At 45.1% G+C, this 18,749-nt stretch carries 17 protein-coding genes; 7 read left to right on the plus strand and 10 right to left on the minus strand.

Annotated features, from left to right (window positions below):
* Nucleotides 1-21: 21 nt before the first annotated feature.
* Nucleotides 22-681: a riboflavin synthase gene (locus BK820_RS00160; RefSeq protein WP_048881727.1), complete on the plus strand. Its 660-nt coding sequence runs from the start codon at nucleotides 22-24 to the stop codon at nucleotides 679-681.
* A 109-nt stretch (nucleotides 682-790) separates the two neighbouring features.
* Complete coding sequence (locus tag BK820_RS00165; RefSeq protein ID WP_004810159.1) at nucleotides 791-1,336, plus strand: VTT domain-containing protein; 546 nt, start codon at nucleotides 791-793, stop codon at nucleotides 1,334-1,336.
* 59 nt (nucleotides 1,337-1,395) lie between these two features.
* Here the strand turns inward: BK820_RS00165 and blhA are convergent, their stop codons facing one another.
* The 3 genes from blhA to BK820_RS00180 are packed head-to-tail and all read right to left on the minus strand — an operon-like array spanning nucleotide 1,396 to nucleotide 3,864.
* A complete protein-coding gene (gene blhA, locus BK820_RS00170) occupies nucleotides 1,396-1,986 on the minus strand; it encodes a cell division protein BlhA (RefSeq protein ID WP_071319755.1) in 591 nt (196 codons plus the stop codon).
* A gap of 29 nt (nucleotides 1,987-2,015) precedes the next feature.
* Nucleotides 2,016-2,423, minus strand: coding sequence for a DNA polymerase III subunit chi (locus BK820_RS00175; RefSeq protein WP_071319756.1), 408 nt, complete (start codon nucleotides 2,421-2,423; stop codon nucleotides 2,016-2,018).
* A complete protein-coding gene (locus BK820_RS00180; RefSeq protein WP_071319757.1) occupies nucleotides 2,416-3,864 on the minus strand; it encodes a leucyl aminopeptidase in 1,449 nt (482 codons plus the stop codon). The genes BK820_RS00175 and BK820_RS00180 overlap by 8 nt, the downstream gene beginning before the upstream one ends.
* Before the next feature lie 162 nt (nucleotides 3,865-4,026).
* Here BK820_RS00180 and lptF point away from each other — a divergent pair, with 162 nt between their 5' ends.
* From lptF to BK820_RS00200, 4 genes are all read left to right on the plus strand, one after another.
* Nucleotides 4,027-5,127: an LPS export ABC transporter permease LptF gene (lptF, locus tag BK820_RS00185; RefSeq protein WP_005223518.1), complete on the plus strand. Its 1,101-nt coding sequence runs from the start codon at nucleotides 4,027-4,029 to the stop codon at nucleotides 5,125-5,127.
* 2 nt (nucleotides 5,128-5,129) lie between these two features.
* Nucleotides 5,130-6,200 carry an LPS export ABC transporter permease LptG gene (lptG, locus tag BK820_RS00190; RefSeq protein WP_004810149.1) on the plus strand — a complete coding sequence of 357 codons (1,071 nt, stop codon included), beginning with the start codon at nucleotides 5,130-5,132 and terminating at the stop codon, nucleotides 6,198-6,200.
* Between the two features lie 124 nt (nucleotides 6,201-6,324).
* A complete protein-coding gene (gpmI, locus tag BK820_RS00195; RefSeq protein WP_071319758.1) occupies nucleotides 6,325-7,875 on the plus strand; it encodes a 2,3-bisphosphoglycerate-independent phosphoglycerate mutase in 1,551 nt (516 codons plus the stop codon).
* Between the two features lie 20 nt (nucleotides 7,876-7,895).
* Entirely contained in the window at nucleotides 7,896-9,068 is a 1,173-nt protein-coding gene (locus BK820_RS00200) for a S41 family peptidase (RefSeq protein WP_004810144.1), read from the plus strand.
* Nucleotides 9,069-9,094: 26 nt separating this feature from the next.
* On the opposite strand, the gene BK820_RS00205 is transcribed toward BK820_RS00200, so the two are convergent.
* From BK820_RS00205 to gacA, 3 genes are read right to left on the minus strand one after another with little or no spacing between them, the layout of a single operon-like run.
* Entirely contained in the window at nucleotides 9,095-10,513 is a 1,419-nt protein-coding gene (locus BK820_RS00205) for a sigma-54-dependent transcriptional regulator (RefSeq protein ID WP_004810143.1), read from the minus strand.
* Nucleotides 10,514-10,536: 23 nt separating this feature from the next.
* Entirely contained in the window at nucleotides 10,537-12,102 is a 1,566-nt protein-coding gene (locus BK820_RS00210; RefSeq protein WP_071319759.1) for a two-component system sensor histidine kinase NtrB, read from the minus strand.
* Between the two features lie 49 nt (nucleotides 12,103-12,151).
* The gene (gene gacA / locus BK820_RS00215; protein WP_004810139.1) at nucleotides 12,152-12,787 is read right to left on the minus strand and encodes a response regulator transcription factor GacA; all 636 of its coding nucleotides are present in this window, start codon (nucleotides 12,785-12,787) and stop codon (nucleotides 12,152-12,154) included.
* Between the two features lie 223 nt (nucleotides 12,788-13,010).
* Here gacA and BK820_RS00220 point away from each other — a divergent pair, with 223 nt between their 5' ends.
* Complete coding sequence (locus BK820_RS00220) at nucleotides 13,011-14,066, plus strand: serine hydrolase family protein (RefSeq protein ID WP_026056747.1); 1,056 nt, start codon at nucleotides 13,011-13,013, stop codon at nucleotides 14,064-14,066.
* 64 nt (nucleotides 14,067-14,130) lie between these two features.
* Here BK820_RS00220 and thrC read toward each other — a convergent pair whose 3' ends face one another.
* The 4 genes from thrC to xerD form a co-directional block, all read right to left on the minus strand.
* Nucleotides 14,131-15,270 carry a threonine synthase gene (gene thrC / locus BK820_RS00225; protein ID WP_071319760.1) on the minus strand — a complete coding sequence of 380 codons (1,140 nt, stop codon included), beginning with the start codon at nucleotides 15,268-15,270 and terminating at the stop codon, nucleotides 14,131-14,133.
* A 56-nt stretch (nucleotides 15,271-15,326) separates the two neighbouring features.
* Complete coding sequence (locus tag BK820_RS00230) at nucleotides 15,327-16,631, minus strand: homoserine dehydrogenase (protein ID WP_071319761.1); 1,305 nt, start codon at nucleotides 16,629-16,631, stop codon at nucleotides 15,327-15,329.
* Between the two features lie 127 nt (nucleotides 16,632-16,758).
* Nucleotides 16,759-17,574 carry a DsbC family protein gene (locus tag BK820_RS00235; RefSeq protein ID WP_071319762.1) on the minus strand — a complete coding sequence of 272 codons (816 nt, stop codon included), beginning with the start codon at nucleotides 17,572-17,574 and terminating at the stop codon, nucleotides 16,759-16,761.
* 97 nt (nucleotides 17,575-17,671) lie between these two features.
* Nucleotides 17,672-18,589, minus strand: a complete 918-nt coding sequence (xerD, locus tag BK820_RS00240; RefSeq protein WP_071319763.1) for a site-specific tyrosine recombinase XerD — start codon at nucleotides 18,587-18,589, stop codon at nucleotides 17,672-17,674.
* Nucleotides 18,590-18,749: the final 160 nt, after the last annotated feature.

Raw genomic sequence — 18,749 nt, forward strand, 5'->3', positions numbered from 1 at the left:
AAGCATAAAAAGGAATAGAAAATGTTTACAGGTATTATTGAAAGCCTCGGTAAGGTCGAAAGCCTGCAAAATGTCGGCGGTGATGTACGCTTACGTATTCAGACTGATCTGGATATGACCGATGTCCATCTGGGCGATTCAATTGCCACCAATGGCATTTGCCTGACTGTAATTGACTGGGGCGACAACTGGTATGCGGCAGACGTGTCTCGAGAAAGTTTAAATCGAACCACACTCGGTAACTGGAAAGCGGGTCAACCTGTAAATGTTGAAAAAGCCATGCTGCCAACCACACGCTTTGGCGGGCATATTGTTTCTGGTCACGTCGATGCGGTGGGCGAAATCACGGTAGTGCGTTCCGATGCCCGTTCCATCTATTTTGAAGTGACAGCACCTGCTGAAATTGCCAAGTATCTGGCAGAGAAAGGTTCAGTCACAGTAGATGGTATCAGCCTGACGATTAACCATCTGCGTGGCAATATTCTCAGTTTAAACCTGATTCCGCATACCGCTGAACGAACCAATATTGGCACCTGGAAAGTCGGGACCAAAGTCAATCTGGAAGTCGATGTGCTAGCACGTTATATCGAGCGTTTGTTGCTGGGTGACAAGGCTGCTGAAACCACACCACAGTCAAAAATCAGTATGGATTTTTTAGCTGAAAATGGCTTTTTAAAATAACCAAACTGCCTAAATACTCAACAGTCTAATTGAAAAATTAGACTGTTTTTTTATTTTTCGGGATAATCCTGACTTCACTTTACGATTTTAACCCCAGCGGACAGGTCGAATGCTCGATTTCTTACTAAACCTGGAACAGTCTTTGCCGATATTGCTTGAGCAATATGGGGTGTGGATCTATGCCATTTTATTCCTGGTGATTTTTGCAGAAACGGGATCTGTATTTTGCTTTTTCCTGCCGGGAGATAGCCTGTTAATTGCAGTCGGTGCGCTCTGTTCTAGTAGCGATTTGATTACGCTGCATTCTATGGGATTACTGCTATTTACTGCGGCAGTGCTGGGCTATACCGTCAATTATTACACTGGCAAAGTGTTAGGCTTAAAATATTTCAATCAACATTCGCGTTTCTTTAAACCCGAATATTTGACCAAGACCAATCATTATTTTATGAAGCATGGCGGCAAAACCATCTTGATTGCACGTTTCATTCCTTTTGTACGTTCTTTTGCTCCATTTGCTGCCGGTTCGGGCCATATGAATTTTATGACTTTTACGCTTTACAATCTGGCTGGAGGCGTATTGTGGATTGTAAGCTTACTAGGCATAGGTTATATGGCAGGTAATGCCGCCTTTATGCTGGCAGATTTTTTCTAGATGTGAATAAATAGAAAAGCCCACTTTTGTGGGCTTTTCTAGGCTTATTTCTAAGTGAATTAACGCTTTTGCAGAATATAATCAATTTCTTCACGGGCTGCAGCACGTAAGCGGTTACGCAGCTGTACCAAAGTTTCCTCGATCGCAGTTTCGGCTTCCAGTTCCAGACGTAATCGGGTACTTTCCAGCTCTGACAGAATCTCAGTATCATCAATTTTGATTTGGGCGGAATTTAAAATGCGATTTTGCTCAAAACGTGCCGCATAATTCAGGACTTCAGCATTCAGGCTGTCCCGTAATAATTCTAGGGTACGTGTCTGTTCTGCATATTTACGTTCTTCATCCAGCTTCATCTGCTCGATATACGCCTGCTCCTGAGCACGCTTATCTGCCAGCGCTTTTTCAAGGGCCTGCTGTTTACGAATCCGTGCTTCTTCAATCAGTTCCGCTTTACGTTGTGCATAAGCTTCCTCAATTTTACGCTCGGATTCTTTTTGCAGTTGCTGGTCATGCACCAGCCATTCCTGCAATGACGTCTCTGGCTGAAGTACATCGCAGATACGCGCGAGGTCATCAATAAAGGTCTGACGCACAGCTTCAGGCACATTTAACCAGCGCTGTTTGAAATCTGGACCAACATTTAATGCCACGGGCATCTCCTTATGAGGTTTAAGTAGGGCTACAGTTTATAAGTTTTCGGCTCAATACCCAGTCGACGGTATTGCTTAAACTTTTCACGGCCGAGTTGCTTGGCCGTTTCATTGTTTTCAATAATCTCAATAATGTGACTAAATTTAGCGTAAGGTTCAAGTGCTTCAGGATTAAAATTAAAGATAATCCAGTCTTGTTGCTCAGGCAAGCTCGCAGAGATACAGACACTGGCCTGTGGCTGATCAATACCATGCGGGATGAAAGCGGTAGGATCAAAAGTCCACAGATGTTCATCCAGCTGTTGCTGCAAGTCCGCATCGTCACAGAGTAACCAGATCCGTTCCGGCTGGCGTAGAATCTTGCGGCATAAACGGCAAGTACTTTCGACCTGCCGTTCAGGGCTTTTTTCAAATAAATAAAAGCTGACTTTAGCCATTCTTTTGAACACGGTTCGCCAGGAATTGCATTAATAATGGCACTGGACGACCTGTTGCGCCTTTATTGGTGCCTGAATTCCAGGCTGTACCTGCGATATCTAGGTGTGCCCAGCGATAGTCATGGGTGAAACGCTGCAGGAAGCAGGCTGCAGTCACAGAGCCGGCCTTAGGACCACCAATATTGGCAATATCTGCAAATGGAGAATCCAGCTGTTCCTGATAATCATCCAATACTGGCATACGCCATACCCGGTCAAATGAAGTTTGACCAGCAGCTTCGAGTTCAGCGGCCAATTCATCATCCGGCGTGAACATGCCAGTCAGGACTGAACCCAGTGCAACCACACAGGCCCCGGTCAAAGTTGCAATATCAATCACGAGAGCAGGGTTAAAGCGTTTTACGTAAGTTAAAGTATCGCAAAGTACCAGACGACCTTCTGCATCAGTATTCAGAATTTCAACCGTTTGACCGCTCATCGTGGTGACAATATCGCCTGGACGGGTTGCTTTGCCAGATGGCATGTTTTCAGCAGCGGCAATGGTACCCACAACATGAATATCTAAACCAGATTCGCATAATGCACGCATGGTACCCAGCACGGAAGCTGCACCACACATGTCGTATTTCATTTCGTCCATGCCAGCACCTGGTTTCAGGGAAATACCGCCGGTATCAAAGGTAATCCCTTTGCCGACTAAAACCACAGGTGCTTCACTACGTTCTGCATGATATTCGATGGTAATGATACGTCCTGGACGGTCTGAACCTTTACTCACCGCCAGGAAAGAGTGCATTCCCAGATCAGCCATTTGTTGTTCATCCAGTACATTCACTTTAAGCAGTTCTGGATATTCAGCTGCTAAAGCCAGTGCCTGTTCCGCCAGGTATTCCGGGAAACAAATATTGCCTGGACGGTTACCCAAGTCACGTGCTAAGTTTTGGCCGGTTTGCACTGCCTGAAGCAATTGCAGCTGTTCTGCAGTTACTGGACTATCGGTCGCAATCAGGTTGATTTGCTCAAGTACAAATTCATTTTTCTTGGATTTGAATTCATCAAAGGCATACGCAGCTTGGGTCAGCAATAGTGCAAAAATGTTATGAAATTGGGCTGGCAGAGCAGAAATGTCTACGCTGATCTGCTGGAATTTTTTCTGTGCTGCTTTTACGATGGTTTGCGCAACTTTCGCCAGTTTGCCCGGCTGTAGTTCAGCAGTCTTGCCCAAGCCAACCAGACACGCGTTGGCACTCGCTGGAACATTACCAACTAATGCCAAGGTTTCATTTAGACTTGCTTTATATTGTGTCGCTGTGGTGATTTCTTCGAACTTGTCAATCTGATAAGTGGCAGCTGACTGCTGAAGTTGCTCAGCATCCACAAGAATTAACAGATATTGGCTGGATGCATTCTCTTGGAATGACGTATTAATTGTCAGTTTCATATGCGTTTATTTAAGCCTTATAAAATTTGCAACCATTAAACCATTGAAACAATTTCCTGAACAGGGTTTCAATGTTCAACTCAAGTATCGGTTTTATATTTTTAAGCTTAACATTCGGGTAAACTATGACAAGTTTTTACCCTGTATTCTGGAAGATTTAATTTGATTATTCGGCGTTATCTGGTCAAGCAAGTTGTATCAACATCCTTGGTTGTGATTGCCTTATTGACCTTGATCATGATGGGTGGTCGACTGATCAAGTACTTCGGTGTGGCAGCACAAGGACGTCTGGATGCAGGCATTCTGTTCAGTATTATTGGTTATCGTTTGCCTGAATTCCTGACCCTGATTTTACCTTTAGGTTTCTTTATTGGTCTGATGCTGGTATTTGGCCGGCTCTATGTCGATCATGAAATGGCAGTCATGAACGGTAGCGGGGTCAGTCGCAATCAGCTGGCACGATTACTCATTCCGATGACTTTGGTATTTCTAGTCGTTCAGGCATTTTTAATGCTCTGGGCGGCACCGTGGGGTATTCGTCAGTTTGAAGCATTGACCAATGAGCAGGCAGTACGCACTGGTTTTGATCTGGTTCGGCCGAAAGAATTTATTTCCTCGGGACCCTATACCATCTATGCAGGTGATTTGTCGGAAGACCGTAAAAACCTGAAAGATATCTTTTTCTATCAACGTGCAGAACGTGAAGGCAAACCAGATGTTATGATTCTGGCGCAAGAAGCGACCCGTGTAGAAGTGGCAGGGGACACCGCCAATGTGGTGGATCTAGTCAATGGTCGCCGTTATGAAATTTTTGCCGGCATGCCGAAATATACCCAAGCGGAATTCGAGACTTATCGTCTGCGTCTGGAAAATGATAAAGAAGCCAAGTTTGAAAGTGCTGAAGTTGAAGCCTTGCCGACTTCGAAACTCTGGGAAAACCGCGATGATCCTGTGGTCGCCAGTGAGCTCGGTTGGCGAGTATTTGTACCATTTGCGATTATTGCGGCGCTGATGCTGGCCAATGCCTTGTCTGAAGTGAGTCCACGTCAGGGGCGTTATCTTAAACTCTTTCCAGCACTCTTGATCTTTGCCAGCCTGATTGTGGCTTTAATGGCAGTAAAAACGCGCGTCAGTAAAGAGGAAATGGGGATCTGGGCTTATCCAATGGTCCTGATTTTCTATGGTATTGCTGCGGCTCTATTTGCACGTAAGCAAAAGCTGGCGCCGAAAATCAAGAAACAGATTCAACGAGCGAGGTCTTAATCATGCTGGCACGTCGTATCGTTGCAAAACATGTGACCGGAACCACTGCACTTGCTATGCTCGGTGCAACAGCCGTATTGGCCGGTCTACAGGTATTATTTACTTACTTGGGTGAACTGGGTTCATTAAAAGAAGGCTACGGTGCCTGGCAGGCATTAAAATATGTGCTATGGGGAGCGCCAAACTATCTGTATGAAATCCTACCCATCTCTGCACTGATTGGTGCTGTTCTCGGCTTAGGTACACTCGCTTCTAACAGTGAGTTGATTGTGATGCGTTCGGTTGGGGTCAGCCTGTGGCGGATTGTCGGCTGGGTAATTCGTTCGGCATTACTCCTGGTGATTTTATCTTTTGCTTTAAGTGAATGGGTAATTCCGTATACCAATGAGCAGGCCAAAGCAGTGAAGAGTTACAACAAGCCTGTAAAAATTGGTGAGGTTAAAGGCTACTGGACCCGTGAAGGTCAGCGTTTTATCTACATTGACTATGCTAATGCCAAAGGTGAGCTAAAAAATGTACAGATGCTGGACTTTGATGAAGATTATCGTCTACGCGGGACGCTAAAAGCCGAGCAGGGTGATTTTATCAAGGATGGTGCGTGGACTCTGCAGAATACGCAGGAAATGAATATTCTGCAGAATGGTAATGCCACGCTGATAACACATTCCGAACAGCCGCTGGCCTTAGCGCTGCAACCGAAGTATGTGCATATGGTGACCATTGACCCAGAGGATCTATCGCCTAGTCAACTGGTCAGTTTCATGAGCTATATGCATGAATATAGCCAGGTACCAAAGACCTATGAACTGGCTTTCTGGCAGAAAGTCGGCTCGCCATTTGCCCTGATTGCACTGGTGGTGATTGCCTGTTCCTTTATTTTTGGACCGCTGCGTCAACAATCTATGGGCTTTCGCCTGGTGATTGCATTATTTGCAGGTTTAGGCTTCTTCTATCTGCAGGACTTCTTGGGTTATGCGAGTTTAGTCTATGCGCCGTCGCCCGCATGGTTTGTATTTATTCCAATTATCATCATGTTTGCAATTGGTGGTTATCTACTGCATCGGGCACGCTAAGCCACAAGAAAATAGAAGAAATCAATCGCAGTGAGAGGCTTAAACCATGGTGTGGTCATGGCCTCTCACTGCAAAATTAGTTAAAATAGAACGATTAATTCGTAAACGAACAAGAGTATTCATTATGACGGATGCAACTGCTGGCAAAATCCCTCACGTATTGGTAATTATGGATGGTGTGGGTCATCGCGAAGCGGTCGAAGACAATGCGTTTTTAGCGGCTAAACGACCTCATTTAACTGCTATGCAGGAAAAGCATCCGCATGGTTTGATCTCTGGTTCTGGTGAAGATGTCGGTCTGCCTGATGGTCAGATGGGTAACTCTGAAGTCGGTCATATGAACCTGGGTGCTGGCCGTGTGTTATATCAGGACTTCACCCGTATTACCAAAGATATCCGTGCCGGTGCGTTCTTTGAGCATGAAGTACTGATTGATGCGGTAGAAAAAGCCAAAGCATCAAATGGTGCCGTACACATTATGGGCCTGTTATCTGAAGGTGGTGTGCACTCACATGAAGACCATATCGTAGCGATGGCAGAGCTGGCATTAAAACGTGGTGCCAAAGTCTATCTACATGCTTTCCTGGATGGTCGTGATACGCCGCCGAAAAGTGCACAACCATCATTAGAAAAATTAGACGCTGTTTTTGCTCAATATCCAGGTCAAGGCCGTATTGCCACCATGATTGGCCGTTACTTTGCCATGGATCGTGACAACCGTTGGGATCGCGTGGAACAGGCGTATCGTTTGCTGACTGAAGGTGAAGCAGTTCGTACGGCAGCCACTGCAGTAGAAGGTCTTGAACAGGCGTATGCAGCAGATGAATCCGATGAATTCGTAAAAGCGACCCGTATCGGTGATGTGGCTGCGATTCAGGATGGTGACAGCGTAGTCTTCATGAATTTCCGTGCGGATCGTGCGCGTGAATTAACCCGTGCTTTTGTTGAGAAAGATTTTACCGGTTTTGAGCGCAAAGTTGTGCCACATCTGGCGAAATATGTGATGTTGACCCGTTATCAGGCAACAATCGATGCGCCTGTAGCATATATGCCAGAAGCGCTGGTGAACTCGATTGGCGAATATTTATCAGACCTGGGCAAAACCCAATTACGTATCGCAGAAACTGAGAAATATGCACACGTGACTTTCTTCTTCAGCGGTGGTCGTGAAGATGAATATCCAGGTGAAAAACGTATCCTGATTCCATCTCCAAATGTAGCAACTTATGATCTCAAACCGGAAATGAGTGCATACGAAGTGACCGATGAACTGGTTGCAGCGATCAACTCAGGTGAGTTTGACCTGCTGGTGGTGAACTATGCCAATGGTGATATGGTCGGTCATACTGGCGTATTTGATGCAGCAGTCAAAGCAGTGGAAGCAGTAGACACTTGCCTAGGTCGTGTTTATGAAGCCGTGATGGCGCAAAAAGGCCATATGATTATTACTGCAGACCATGGTAATGTTGAGCAGATGCAGGACTATCAAAGTGGTCAGGTACATACCCAACATACGACTGAACTGGTTCCGTTTATTTATGTGGGTCCAACTTCGGCAACGATTGCAGAAGGCGGTGTACTGGCGGATGTGGCGCCAACATTGTTAAGTCTGATGCAACTTCCAGTGCCGGCAGAAATGCAGGGCCGTAACTTAATTGAGCTGAACGCTTCATAAAAATATCAATAGGATAAAGAATGGCAAAATCACAGCAGAAGTCAGTTGTACTCGCAAGCTTACTGATGTGTTTGAGCCATTCGGCATGGAGTGCTGGTTCCCAGGGTCCGGTACTCGATGATATGGTCATGGACCAGCAAACCTATAGCGAAATTCCGGTTTCTTCGATTCAGGAATTCGTGCAGATTTATGGCATTGTCAAAGATAATTATATTCAAGATAAAAATGACGATGCATTATTCCAACAGGCAATTCGTGGTCTGGTCGGTGGTTTAGACCGCTATTCCCGTTATCTTTCTCCAGAAGACTTCAAACAGCTCCGTCAATATACTGAAGGCGATCTAGCCAGTATCGATTTTGACCTGCAGTTTAATCCGCAATTGAAGCAGTGGATGGTGCAGGGACTTAGTCCGGATGCCGACTCTGCCAAGCAGGGATTGCGTAATGGCGTGACTGTTTACAAGATTGATGATCAGATCTTAAATACGCTGAAGCGCGAGCAGGTTCGGGATTTGCTCAGTGGCGCGATAGGCTCTACTTTAAGCATTCAGCTTTCTGCGCAAAGTACGCCGGTGACGCTGGTTCGTAATATCAAAGTAGATACCGAGATTAAATCGACCCTGCATAATAATCAGGTGCTGGTCTTGCAGGTCAAGGTCTTCCAGCAGGACACAGCCAACGAAATTAAACGAATTATTGACAGCTATTCCAGTCAACGTTTAAAAGCCGTGTTATTTGATCTACGTAATAATCCAGGTGGCCTGCTTTCGGCAGCGGTAGAGTCTGCAGATCTATTCCTGAATCAGGGCATTATTGTCTCAACCAAAAGCCGGGCAGAAGGGGATCAGCAGTTTCAGGCTTTACCAGGATTTGAATTTCAGAATCTGAAAATTGGAATCTTGATTAATAACCGTTCAGCCTCTGCAGCCGAAGTCTTTACCGCTGCCTTGAAAGAGCATAACCGTGCCTGGGTGGTCGGTGAAAAAAGCTATGGTAAAGGTGTGGTGCAGAAACTGTTTCCTCTTAGCAATGGGGCGGCGTTACAGATGACGGTATCGCAATATTTCAGTCCCAGTGGTCAGCGTATTGAGGGTCTTGGTGTGCAGCCTCACCTCAGTTATCCGCTTGGCGTTGAGATGAGGGAAGAAAGTTATCTGGATCACATCACTGAATTATTGCTTTTACAAAAATAATGAAGGGGGCATAGCCCCCTCATCAATCATTCTTCTTCATCGGTATCGAGCCCAAATTTCTTCAGACGATAACGCAGCGAGCGGAAAGACATGCCCAACTTTTTTGCGGCAAGCGTACGGTTCCAGTGAGTCAGATTCAATGCATTTAGCAAAATTTCTTTCTCGATTTTCTCCATATACAGTTCAAGACCTTCTTCAGGCAGTTTTTTCGGTACGATAAAAGTGTCAGTAGTGTTACTCGATTCGGATGCTATATTCGATGTGATTTCGGAGGTCACAAAACTCTGGCGTAAAGGTGCAGTTTGCAAATGCTGGATATCAATTGTGTCTTCATCGCTGAGGGTAATAGCTCGCTCGATGATATTACGCAATTCCCGGACATTTCCTGGATAGTATTGAGTCAGTAACTGCTCTTTGCTATGTTCAGTCAGGCGTTTCACAGGGATTTGCCATTCCTGACAGATCTTCTGAATAAAGTGTTCAGCCAGCAGCAGAATGTCATTACCACGCTCACGTAATGGTGGCAACACTAGATCCATCACATGAATGCGGAAGAATAAATCCTGACGAAATTTACCTTGCTGTACCTGTGCTTCCAGGTCCTGATGACTGGCGCTGATGACGCGAAAATCCACATCAATTTCGATATCTGAGCCTAAAGGGCGAATCCGTTTTTCCTGTACTGCACGTAGCAGTTTGACCTGCATACTGAGTGGAAGTTCTGCAATTTCATCCAGAAATAAACTGCCGCCATGTGCAGACTGGATTAGGCCCTGTTTGTCCTGCATGGCGCCAGTAAAGCTGCCTTTCTTGTGCCCGAATAGCTCACTTTCCATCAGTTCAGCTGGAATTGCGCCACAGTTAATGGCAATAAAGGGTCCTTCACTCCGGTTACTGAGGCGATGAACCAGATTTGCTACAACTTCTTTACCTGTACCAGATTCACCGGTAATAAATACCGGGGCTTGAGAGCGGGCAATTTTATGCAAAGTCGTACGTAATTGCTGAATCGGCTTGGACTGGCCAATCAGCATTTTATATTCTAGGGTATCTTGCTGATTGGATTGGTAATCTACTGGCTTATTTAGTGCCTTTTGCAGTAACTGCTCCAGATGTTTCTGATTGATCGGCTTACTGACAAAGTCAAAGGCACCTGCCTTGAGTGCAGCAATGGCAATATCCATATTGCCATAGGCAGTTAACACAGCAACCGGTAGGGAAGGATGATGCTCACTGATAAATTCCAGTAGCTGCAAGCCATTACCATCAGGCAGATTCAAGTCCGTAAGGCAGGCATCATACTGATGATCTGCCAGGCGTTTTTTAGCATCCTCCAGACGATGGGCGATATGCGTGCGAATTCCCATACGCATGAGCGACATCTGCATGAGCGTACAGAGATCTTCTTCATCATCGACCAATAGTACCAGTGGTTGTTGTTCCACACTTTTCCCCTTAAATTCAAAAATTAAACAGTGATGCGCTGGCAGCTAATCCGGAAGCAGGCACCCTGTTCTTGTTGTATATAATTCAGCTGGGCCTGATTGGCCTCACAGAAACTGTGGGATAAATATAGCCCTAGCCCTGTACCATTAATTGAAGTGCTGAAAAATGGCTTAAACAGCAGACTCTGATCGGCAGGCGCAACGCCCTGACCAAAATCCCGTACATCAATCCAGACTTTATGTTCATAAGGATGAACTTTTAATTCTACATAACCTACAGCTGGATCGTTATGCCGCACGGCATTACGCAATAAATTGACCAATACTTGACGTAGCTGGGCTTCATCAAACTGGATGTCCAGTCGCATATCAATATTCAGCTTAATCTGATCAGCAATATCAGCCAAATCCTCATGGATACATTGTGGAATAAATTCATTCAGCTGAATAGATACTGGATGAGTCTCTTTATTCTTCACCATATTCAGCGTGTCTTCAATAATCCGGTTGATTCGTGTTGCCTGCTTGCTGATCATGCCATGCAACACCTGCTGTTGGTCCTGTTCACAACCAGGTAACAGATCATTAGCTTGAACAATCGCTGCAAGCGGATTACGAATCTCATGGGCAATACTGGCAGAAAGTTGCCCGAGTGCCGCCAGTTTTAATTGCTGGACTTGTTGATTAAGTTTTTGCGCATCTTGCAGCACCAGCAACATTAAAGTTTGATGCGGTACAATCAGTTTTTGTACTTGAACATGAATATTGAAACGGCTTTGCTGGGATTCAAACTGAAAGCGTTCGCCATTTTCCAGATCTTCAAAGCGGATCAACTCAAACAGATCTGGTTGTGACTGGTACAATGGAAACGTGTCATGTGCATACATTTGCTGGATGCCAAGCAAGTGGCAGGCAGCAGGATTACTCAGCACCACATGACAGTTTTCATCGAGAACCAGATAACCAGTCTCAATCTGTTCCAGAATATAACGGTTAATATTTTGTAGACGATAAAGTTCCATGGACTGGGAAAAATTGACATTTTCCAAGATCTGGAAACGTCGGACTGCAATTTGCCCGATGCCATAGACCACAAAAAACATGAAAGCCAATATGGCGCTATTGCCGATATTACCCAGAGAGGAAAGGGTAAACAGGCTGGTGATGAAATGCTGGTAAATCACACTGATGACCGCAATCAAGGTAATCACCAGCGCTTTTTGTGCATTCAGTAAAATGGAAGCGGCAAAGATAGTAATCACGAATAGCATACTGAGCTGTAGATTGGTGCCATTCGTGGCCAAGGTCAGCAGGCTGAGTGCACAGACATCGACAATAAAAATACCGGTCAGCTGTTGCTGAACAAATTTCTTAAAATACTTCAGAACAAAAAGCTGGATCAAGGCGATAGCAATGAAGCTACTCAGTACATAATGATACAGCTTGGGATATTCTAAATCGCTGGTGTGCTCAGGATAAGTGAGCACGAAAATCAGCAGTAAACCAGTACTGATGATCAGGCGGTATGCCGCATACCAAGTGCCCAGCAGATATTGGTTAAGCTCTGAATAAGAAGATCGCTGCGACATAGAACCTTTTTTGTTTTTTTAAGTTTTCTTAAATAAAGGGCATAAAATATTAAGGTTTAATCAGACCATAGCGCATTGCTAGATGGGTCAGTTTCACATCGCTGTCGATATTAAGTTTTTCAAAAATACGATAACGATAGGTATTTACAGTCTTAACACTAACAAAAAGTTTATCCGCAATTTCCTGGGCACTAATGCAGTTGACGACCATCATGGCAACCTGCATTTCGCGTTCGGACAGGGAATCAAATGGGGATTGCTGTGTGTCAGATAAATAAGAGCTCGCTAATTGCTCGGCAATATCTGCACTAAAGTATTTGCCGCCCTGCATGACTTTATTAATAGCACGTACCATCTCGGTAACAGGTGCACCTTTGGTGATATAGCCTTTAGCACCTGCTTTGAGTAACAGCGATGGATAAGGTTCTTCGGCAAGACCACTGACAGCGATAACTTTAGTATCAGGGGCTGTTTGTAACAGTCGACGCGTAGTTTCAACACCACCAATACCCGGCATATTCACATCCAGGAGCACTACATTCGGATGATGCTGACGCACCAGAGTAATTGCTTCTTCACCAGATTCAGCTTGTCCAATGACCTGAACATCAGTGTGGTCTTCAAGCATTCTACAGATGCCAGTACGCACCAATTCATGGTCATCTACAACTAAAACTGTGATCACGTATACTCTCCCTCAGATGAAAAAAAATCATTTTTTTTGTTACACAACGCAAAATAAGCTTGCAATGAAACTACAAAATTAGCAATCCTACAGACATGTCATATTGAACTGTATCACGCAGTGTAGAGATCAATAATTGTTCTGCATTGTGGTAAATGTAATGTAAGCCATATTAGAGGTAATACGCAAATCAATCTTACCTCGTAAGTTGGGTGAAGGAATAGTGAAGAAAACACATAAGTCTTTGATGCATGTACTGGGTCTGTCGCTGGCAGTCAGCATGAGTACGACGACGAGTTTTGCTGAAATTATCATGAATTCGTCAGCAGCGGCCCCTCAGTCTAGCCTGAGCTGGTCTTCTGAACAGGCCAACCAGTTCTTGAGTGATGGATCGGATGCCGATGATGAGCCTTCTCCGCTTGGCTCTACGACAGTCACCACGACCATCCGTAGTCAGAATGGTCAAGCAGTACAAGAACCTGCCAAAACTGTACAGATTCTGGATACCAAGACCTATGGCACGCAGCCATCTGTCAATGCGCGTTCAGCGCTGGTAATGGACGCGCAGACCGGTGAAGTGCTGTATAGCAAGAACAGTAATACAGCAGTGCCGATTGCATCGATTACCAAGCTGATGACAGCAGTGGTGATCTCTGATGCACGTTTAAACATGAATGAAAAAATCACACTACAACAGGGTGATTTTTCATGTTCAGGTTGTAAGAGTTCAAGCTCGACGTTACGTGTCGGAGACACGATGAATCGTGCTGAAGCTTTATTGTTTGCACTGATGAAATCTGAAAACCCGGCTGCAGCAGCGTTGGCACGTACCTATCCAGGTGGTCGTAGTGCTTTTATTTCTGCCATGAATAGTAAAGCCAAAGCATTGGGTATGAATTCAAGTAAATTTCTGGAATCTACCGGATTGCATCCGGGCAATAAGTCATCTGCAAGAGACTTGGGGATTCTGGTAAACACCGCTTCGCAATACGGCTTGATCCGACAGTTCTCAACCACAGCAAGTTATGACTTTAATCTGGGTTACCGTGTGTTGAAATCGAATAATACCAATGCACTAGTACGTAATGGTGGCTGGAATATTAATATTTCTAAAACCGGTTTTATCAATGAAGCTGGACGTTGTGTAGTGATGCATACCACCTTAAATAACCGTCCAGTAGTCGTAGTGTTGCTTGGAGCAGATTCATCTGCTGCACGTACCAATGATGCAACACGTCTCATGACTTGGGTGTCTAGTTTGCCGAAACAGCGTGTTTAAGCTTTTATAAAATATTTAAGTCATAAAAAAGCCCTGCAGATGCAGGGCTTTTTGATTCTGTCTCTTACATATTAGACAGTATAGAATCGCGTACTTGATCCAATGTTGCATCGATCGACAGCATTACTGCATCAGAACATTGTTTGATTGCAGTATCGGGATCTTTCAGACCGTTACCTGTCACAGTACAAACAATTACTGAGCCTTCAGCAATCTTGCCAGCTTTGATGTCACGAATTGCACCGCCGATAGACGCTGCAGAAGCAGGTTCTACGAATACACCTTCGTACATGGAAAGTAGACGTTGTGCTTCAAGAATTTCAGCATCAGTCAGTTCGTCGAACCAACCTTGAGAATCACGAACAACTGCTTTGGCATGGTTCCAGCTTTGTGGATTACCAATACGGATTGCAGTTGCCACAGTTTCAGGGTTTTCTACTGGCGCACCACGTAGGAACGGTGCAGCACCAACCGCCTGGTAACCGACCATTGTCGGAAGGCCTTCAGGTTTAGGACCAGTGAACGCATCAGTTGCAGGGTCATAAACCACTTGCTCAAACTGATCAGCAGGTTGGTTGGCAACGGCTTCGGTATAACCCATCCAGTGTGCAGTGATGTTACCTGCGTTACCGACAGGTAGGCAGTGGTAGTCAGGCGCACGGCCCAGCTCATCTACGATTTCGTAAGCAATGGTTTTTTGACCTTGCAAACGGTATGGATTGATTGAGTTCACGATCGTCACCGGAGCTTTATCCGCAATTTCTTTCACCAGACGCATACCATCGTCAAAGTTACCGCGAATCTGCATGGTGATCGCGCCATACATCATCGCTTGTGCCATTTTACCCATGGCAATTTTGCCTTCAGGAATTAACACAAACGCTTTCATGCCTGCACGTGCAGCATAGGCAGCCGCAGCAGCAGAGGTGTTACCTGTAGAGGCACAGATAATGGCTTTTGAGCCTTCTTCAGCGGCTTTGGTCACCGCCATGGTCATACCACGGTCTTTAAATGAACCAGTCGGGTTTAAGCCCTCGTACTTCACATAAATTTCAACATTTTTGCCAATAATGCGCGGAATATTCGCAAGCTTAATCAGTGGTGTATTACCTTCGCCTAGAGAAACAGCAGGGGTAGTTGCAGACACTGGTAAACGGTCGCGATAGCGGTCAACTAAACCAGTATAACGATTGGCATTCGACATGATGATGTTCCAATTGTGTGTAGAGCTTGGTGAGGAGTGTAAACCCCTCAACCCGATTAATTATCAAGCGATTCTAAACGAATTCGCACAATTTCGCCATGAATGACAGGAAGAGCTTGAATTTGCTTTAACGCTTCATCCATTTTCGCTTCCTTAACTGGATCAGTCAGGATCACGATAGGAATAAGGTCTTTTAAGCGAGACTGCTGCATGATGGCATCGATACTAATACCGTTACGGCTCAGAATAGAGGTCACTTCTGCAAGAACGCCGGTTTGATCTTCAGCGTTAATACGGATGTAGTAGCCTGTGGTCATTTCTTCACGAGAAAGAATTGGCAAGTCGCTTAAGCTTTCAAAAGCCAGTTGTGGAATGGTACCTGCGCCATCTTCAGTGTAAGAAATGTCACGCACGATATCCACCACGTCAGCGACTACAGCAGATGCTGTAGGACCAGCACCAGCACCAGCGCCATAGTAAAGTGTAGGGCCAACGGCATTGGCTTGTACCAGGACTGCATTCTTCACGCCATTTACATTGGCGATCAGTTGCTCCTCAGGAATCAGGGTCGGGTGAACACGAAGTTCAATCCCTGTTTCTGTACGACGAGCAATACCAAGGTGTTTAATACGGAAACCTAAGTCTTCAGCATATTTTACATCTTGAGCCGTGATTTTGCTGATGCCTTCGGTGAAGACTTTATCAAATTGCAGCGGGATACCAAATGCAATCGATGCAAGTAAGGTTAGTTTATGTGCGGCATCAATACCTTCAACGTCAAAGGTTGGATCTGCTTCAGCATAACCCAGTTCTTGCGCTTCTTTCAGTACATCTTCAAAAGCACGGCCTTTGTCACGCATTTCAGTCAGGATAAAGTTACCTGTACCGTTAATGATGCCCGCCAGCCAATCAATTTTGTTGGCAGCCAAGCCTTCACGCATGACTTTAATAATCGGGATGCCACCTGCCACCGCTGCCTCGTAAGCAATTTGCACAGCGTTGTCATCAGCAAGTTTGAACAGTTCATTACCGTGTTCAGCGAGCAAAGCCTTGTTCGCAGTCACAACCTGTTTGCCATGCAGGATGGCTTCTTTAATGACTTCATAGGCAGGATGAATACCACCCATCACTTCAACCACAACATCAACATCTGGCTGACGTACGATCTCTAGCAGGTCAGCACTTTGCTTGATGCTGTCATCAAGTTCCAGGTCAGGACGCGGACGACGGGTACCCACATAAGTAATTTGAATTTCACGACCGGTGCGACGTTTAATCTCAGCAGCATTTTGTTTTAATAGTTTAAGGGCACCACCACCCACAGTACCAAGACCGAGGATTGCCAGACGAACTGGTTTCACGTCACACTCCAAATATAAACAGTTTTTTACGAGAGCCTAGATCATAGCTAAAAAAACGCGCTGACTCTAGGGTGATCTCAGAATATCTTTATGTATAACATAAAGTAAAATAACTTATTAAAATGAGTTATTTAAGACGGTCCAAAAGTTCAGCGGTCGACATGTATCCGCCCAGGTAAACACCCTCTGAACTATAGACACCCGGGGTACCGTTCACACCGATATTCAGACCCATTTGATATTGATCTTTCACAGGATTTTGACAGGTTGCTGGTGTAATTGATCCACCGGCAATAGCAGTATCAAAGGCAGCACGACGGTCGGCACTACACCAGATTGCTTCCATGGCTGGCATATGCTGCTCACCACGTGGCCATGCGATATAACGTACCTCAATGCCTTTATTGTTCATCTCATCCATCTGTTCGTGGAATTTATGGCAGTACGGGCAGCTAACATCGGTAAAGACATAGATAATATGCTTGGCTTTGTTGCCTTTGGCAGGGTAAATCAACAGGTCTTCGGCTTTTAGTGCTGCAAAGATTTTCTTGTTTACATCGGATTGCAGGGATTCGCTGACATTATGCAGCTGTTTGTCACCCAGACGGATCACATCACCCTGAATGATGTATTTACCATCACTGGTCGCATAGACAGACGACATGCCTTCCAAGCTAACCCAGAACAGATTAGGTACTTCAGTGGTTTTAACACCAGTGATTTTTGCCTTAATACCAGCCTTTTTGAAGTGACCTTCCAGGGTTGAGATCAGGCGTTGCTGAGCATTACGTTCTGATACGGTAGATGCTTCACCCGTCGCTGGTGCACTTGCAGTTAAAGTATCTGACTTTTTATCGTTTTGATTAGAGTTGGAGCAAGCAGTAAGACTGAAACCTGCAGCAAGCATACATGCGATAAACAGACTGGAGCGGGCAAATGTCATGGATAACCCTTTTTGTTCTTAGATAAAAATAGATGCCTAGCATAACAAAAAAATAGTTTGCAGGTTGAACTTCTCTGTACACGTGGTCAGTTCAGGTTCAGGCCCGTGGATGATGTGACGCATGCAGCTGTTGCATACGCACTTGTGCCACGTGGGTATAAATTTGGGTGGTCGACAGGTCACTATGTCCCAACAGCATCTGCACGACACGTAGATCTGCACCATGATTCAACAGGTGGGTGGCAAAGGCATGACGCAAGGTATGGGGGGAAAGCTCTGCCTGGACACCGGCCTGTAGTGCGTAACGCTTGATCGCATACCAGAAATTCTGTCGGCTCATGATACCACCATGCTGAGTCAGGAACAGATAGTCGGTTGCTGTCTTGTACAGTTGCGGACGTGCTTCATTCAGATATTTCTCGATCCATTCGCAGGCGACCTGCCCCATGGGTACTAATCGTTCTTTGTTGCCTTTACCTACGATACGCAGATAGCCCTGTTTTAGGTTAATCAGTTCCAGTCGCAGGTTGAGTAATTCTGTCACACGTAATCCACAGGCATAGAGTACTTCCAGCATTGCCCGGTCACGTAAACCCAAGGCAGTATTAATATCCGGTGCATTGATTAGTGCTTCAACATCGGCTTCAGAAAGATCTTTGGGCAGGGCACGTCCCAGTTTTGGTGTCTTGTGTGCAGCAACCGGATTGTCATTTCTCAGCTTTTGTTCACGCAAGAATTTATAAAATGAGCGCAGGGCGGACAAACAGCGTGCAATTGAACGTGGACTTTTTTGCTGTTTGGTCAGCTCAATCAATACATCCGAGACATCATCATGATCCCATTCTGGTAAGGCTTTAGTTAGACAACTACTGCATTGAATTAAATCAGATAAATAAGCATTCCGTGTATGAGGACTTACGGTATGTGCAATCAGATAGTCACGATAGCCGTGCAGAAACTGGGTATTTTCTGGAATCTGGACAGGAGCGGGAATACGGGGTTTTTTATTCAACATAGGATGAAAGAATCTGATCTAAAAAAGCGATAATGAGTATTGATATTCTCCAATGTAGTTTAATTTTATTACAGTGTCGATGTGATATAAGCTAAATCGGTTTGTAATTAATCTTATTTGTTAATTATTCTCATTTGTTTGTATACTGTACAAAATAGTT

This window comes from Acinetobacter sp. LCT-H3 (genome assembly GCF_001866125.1).
GTDB lineage: Bacteria > Pseudomonadota > Gammaproteobacteria > Pseudomonadales > Moraxellaceae > Acinetobacter > Acinetobacter schindleri.

Bases quoted from the DNA above. Each gene is read 5' to 3' on its own strand.
- BK820_RS00180 (WP_071319757.1), bottom strand. From the start codon at position 3,864: ATGAAACTGACAATTAATACGTCATTCCAAGAGAATGCATCCAGCCAA.
- BK820_RS00175 (WP_071319756.1), bottom strand. From the start codon at position 2,423: ATGGCTAAAGTCAGCTTTTATTTATTTGAAAAAAGCCCTGAACGGCAG.
- xerD (WP_071319763.1), bottom strand. From the start codon at position 18,589: ATGTTGAATAAAAAACCCCGTATTCCCGCTCCTGTCCAGATTCCAGAA.
- lptG (WP_004810149.1), top strand. From the start codon at position 5,130: ATGCTGGCACGTCGTATCGTTGCAAAACATGTGACCGGAACCACTGCA.
- BK820_RS00165 (WP_004810159.1), top strand. From the start codon at position 791: ATGCTCGATTTCTTACTAAACCTGGAACAGTCTTTGCCGATATTGCTT.
- BK820_RS00200 (WP_004810144.1), top strand. From the start codon at position 7,896: ATGGCAAAATCACAGCAGAAGTCAGTTGTACTCGCAAGCTTACTGATG.
- gpmI (WP_071319758.1), top strand. From the start codon at position 6,325: ATGACGGATGCAACTGCTGGCAAAATCCCTCACGTATTGGTAATTATG.
- BK820_RS00210 (WP_071319759.1), bottom strand. From the start codon at position 12,102: ATGTCGCAGCGATCTTCTTATTCAGAGCTTAACCAATATCTGCTGGGC.
- thrC (WP_071319760.1), bottom strand. From the start codon at position 15,270: ATGTCGAATGCCAATCGTTATACTGGTTTAGTTGACCGCTATCGCGAC.
- BK820_RS00235 (WP_071319762.1), bottom strand. From the start codon at position 17,574: ATGACATTTGCCCGCTCCAGTCTGTTTATCGCATGTATGCTTGCTGCA.
- BK820_RS00160 (WP_048881727.1), top strand. From the start codon at position 22: ATGTTTACAGGTATTATTGAAAGCCTCGGTAAGGTCGAAAGCCTGCAA.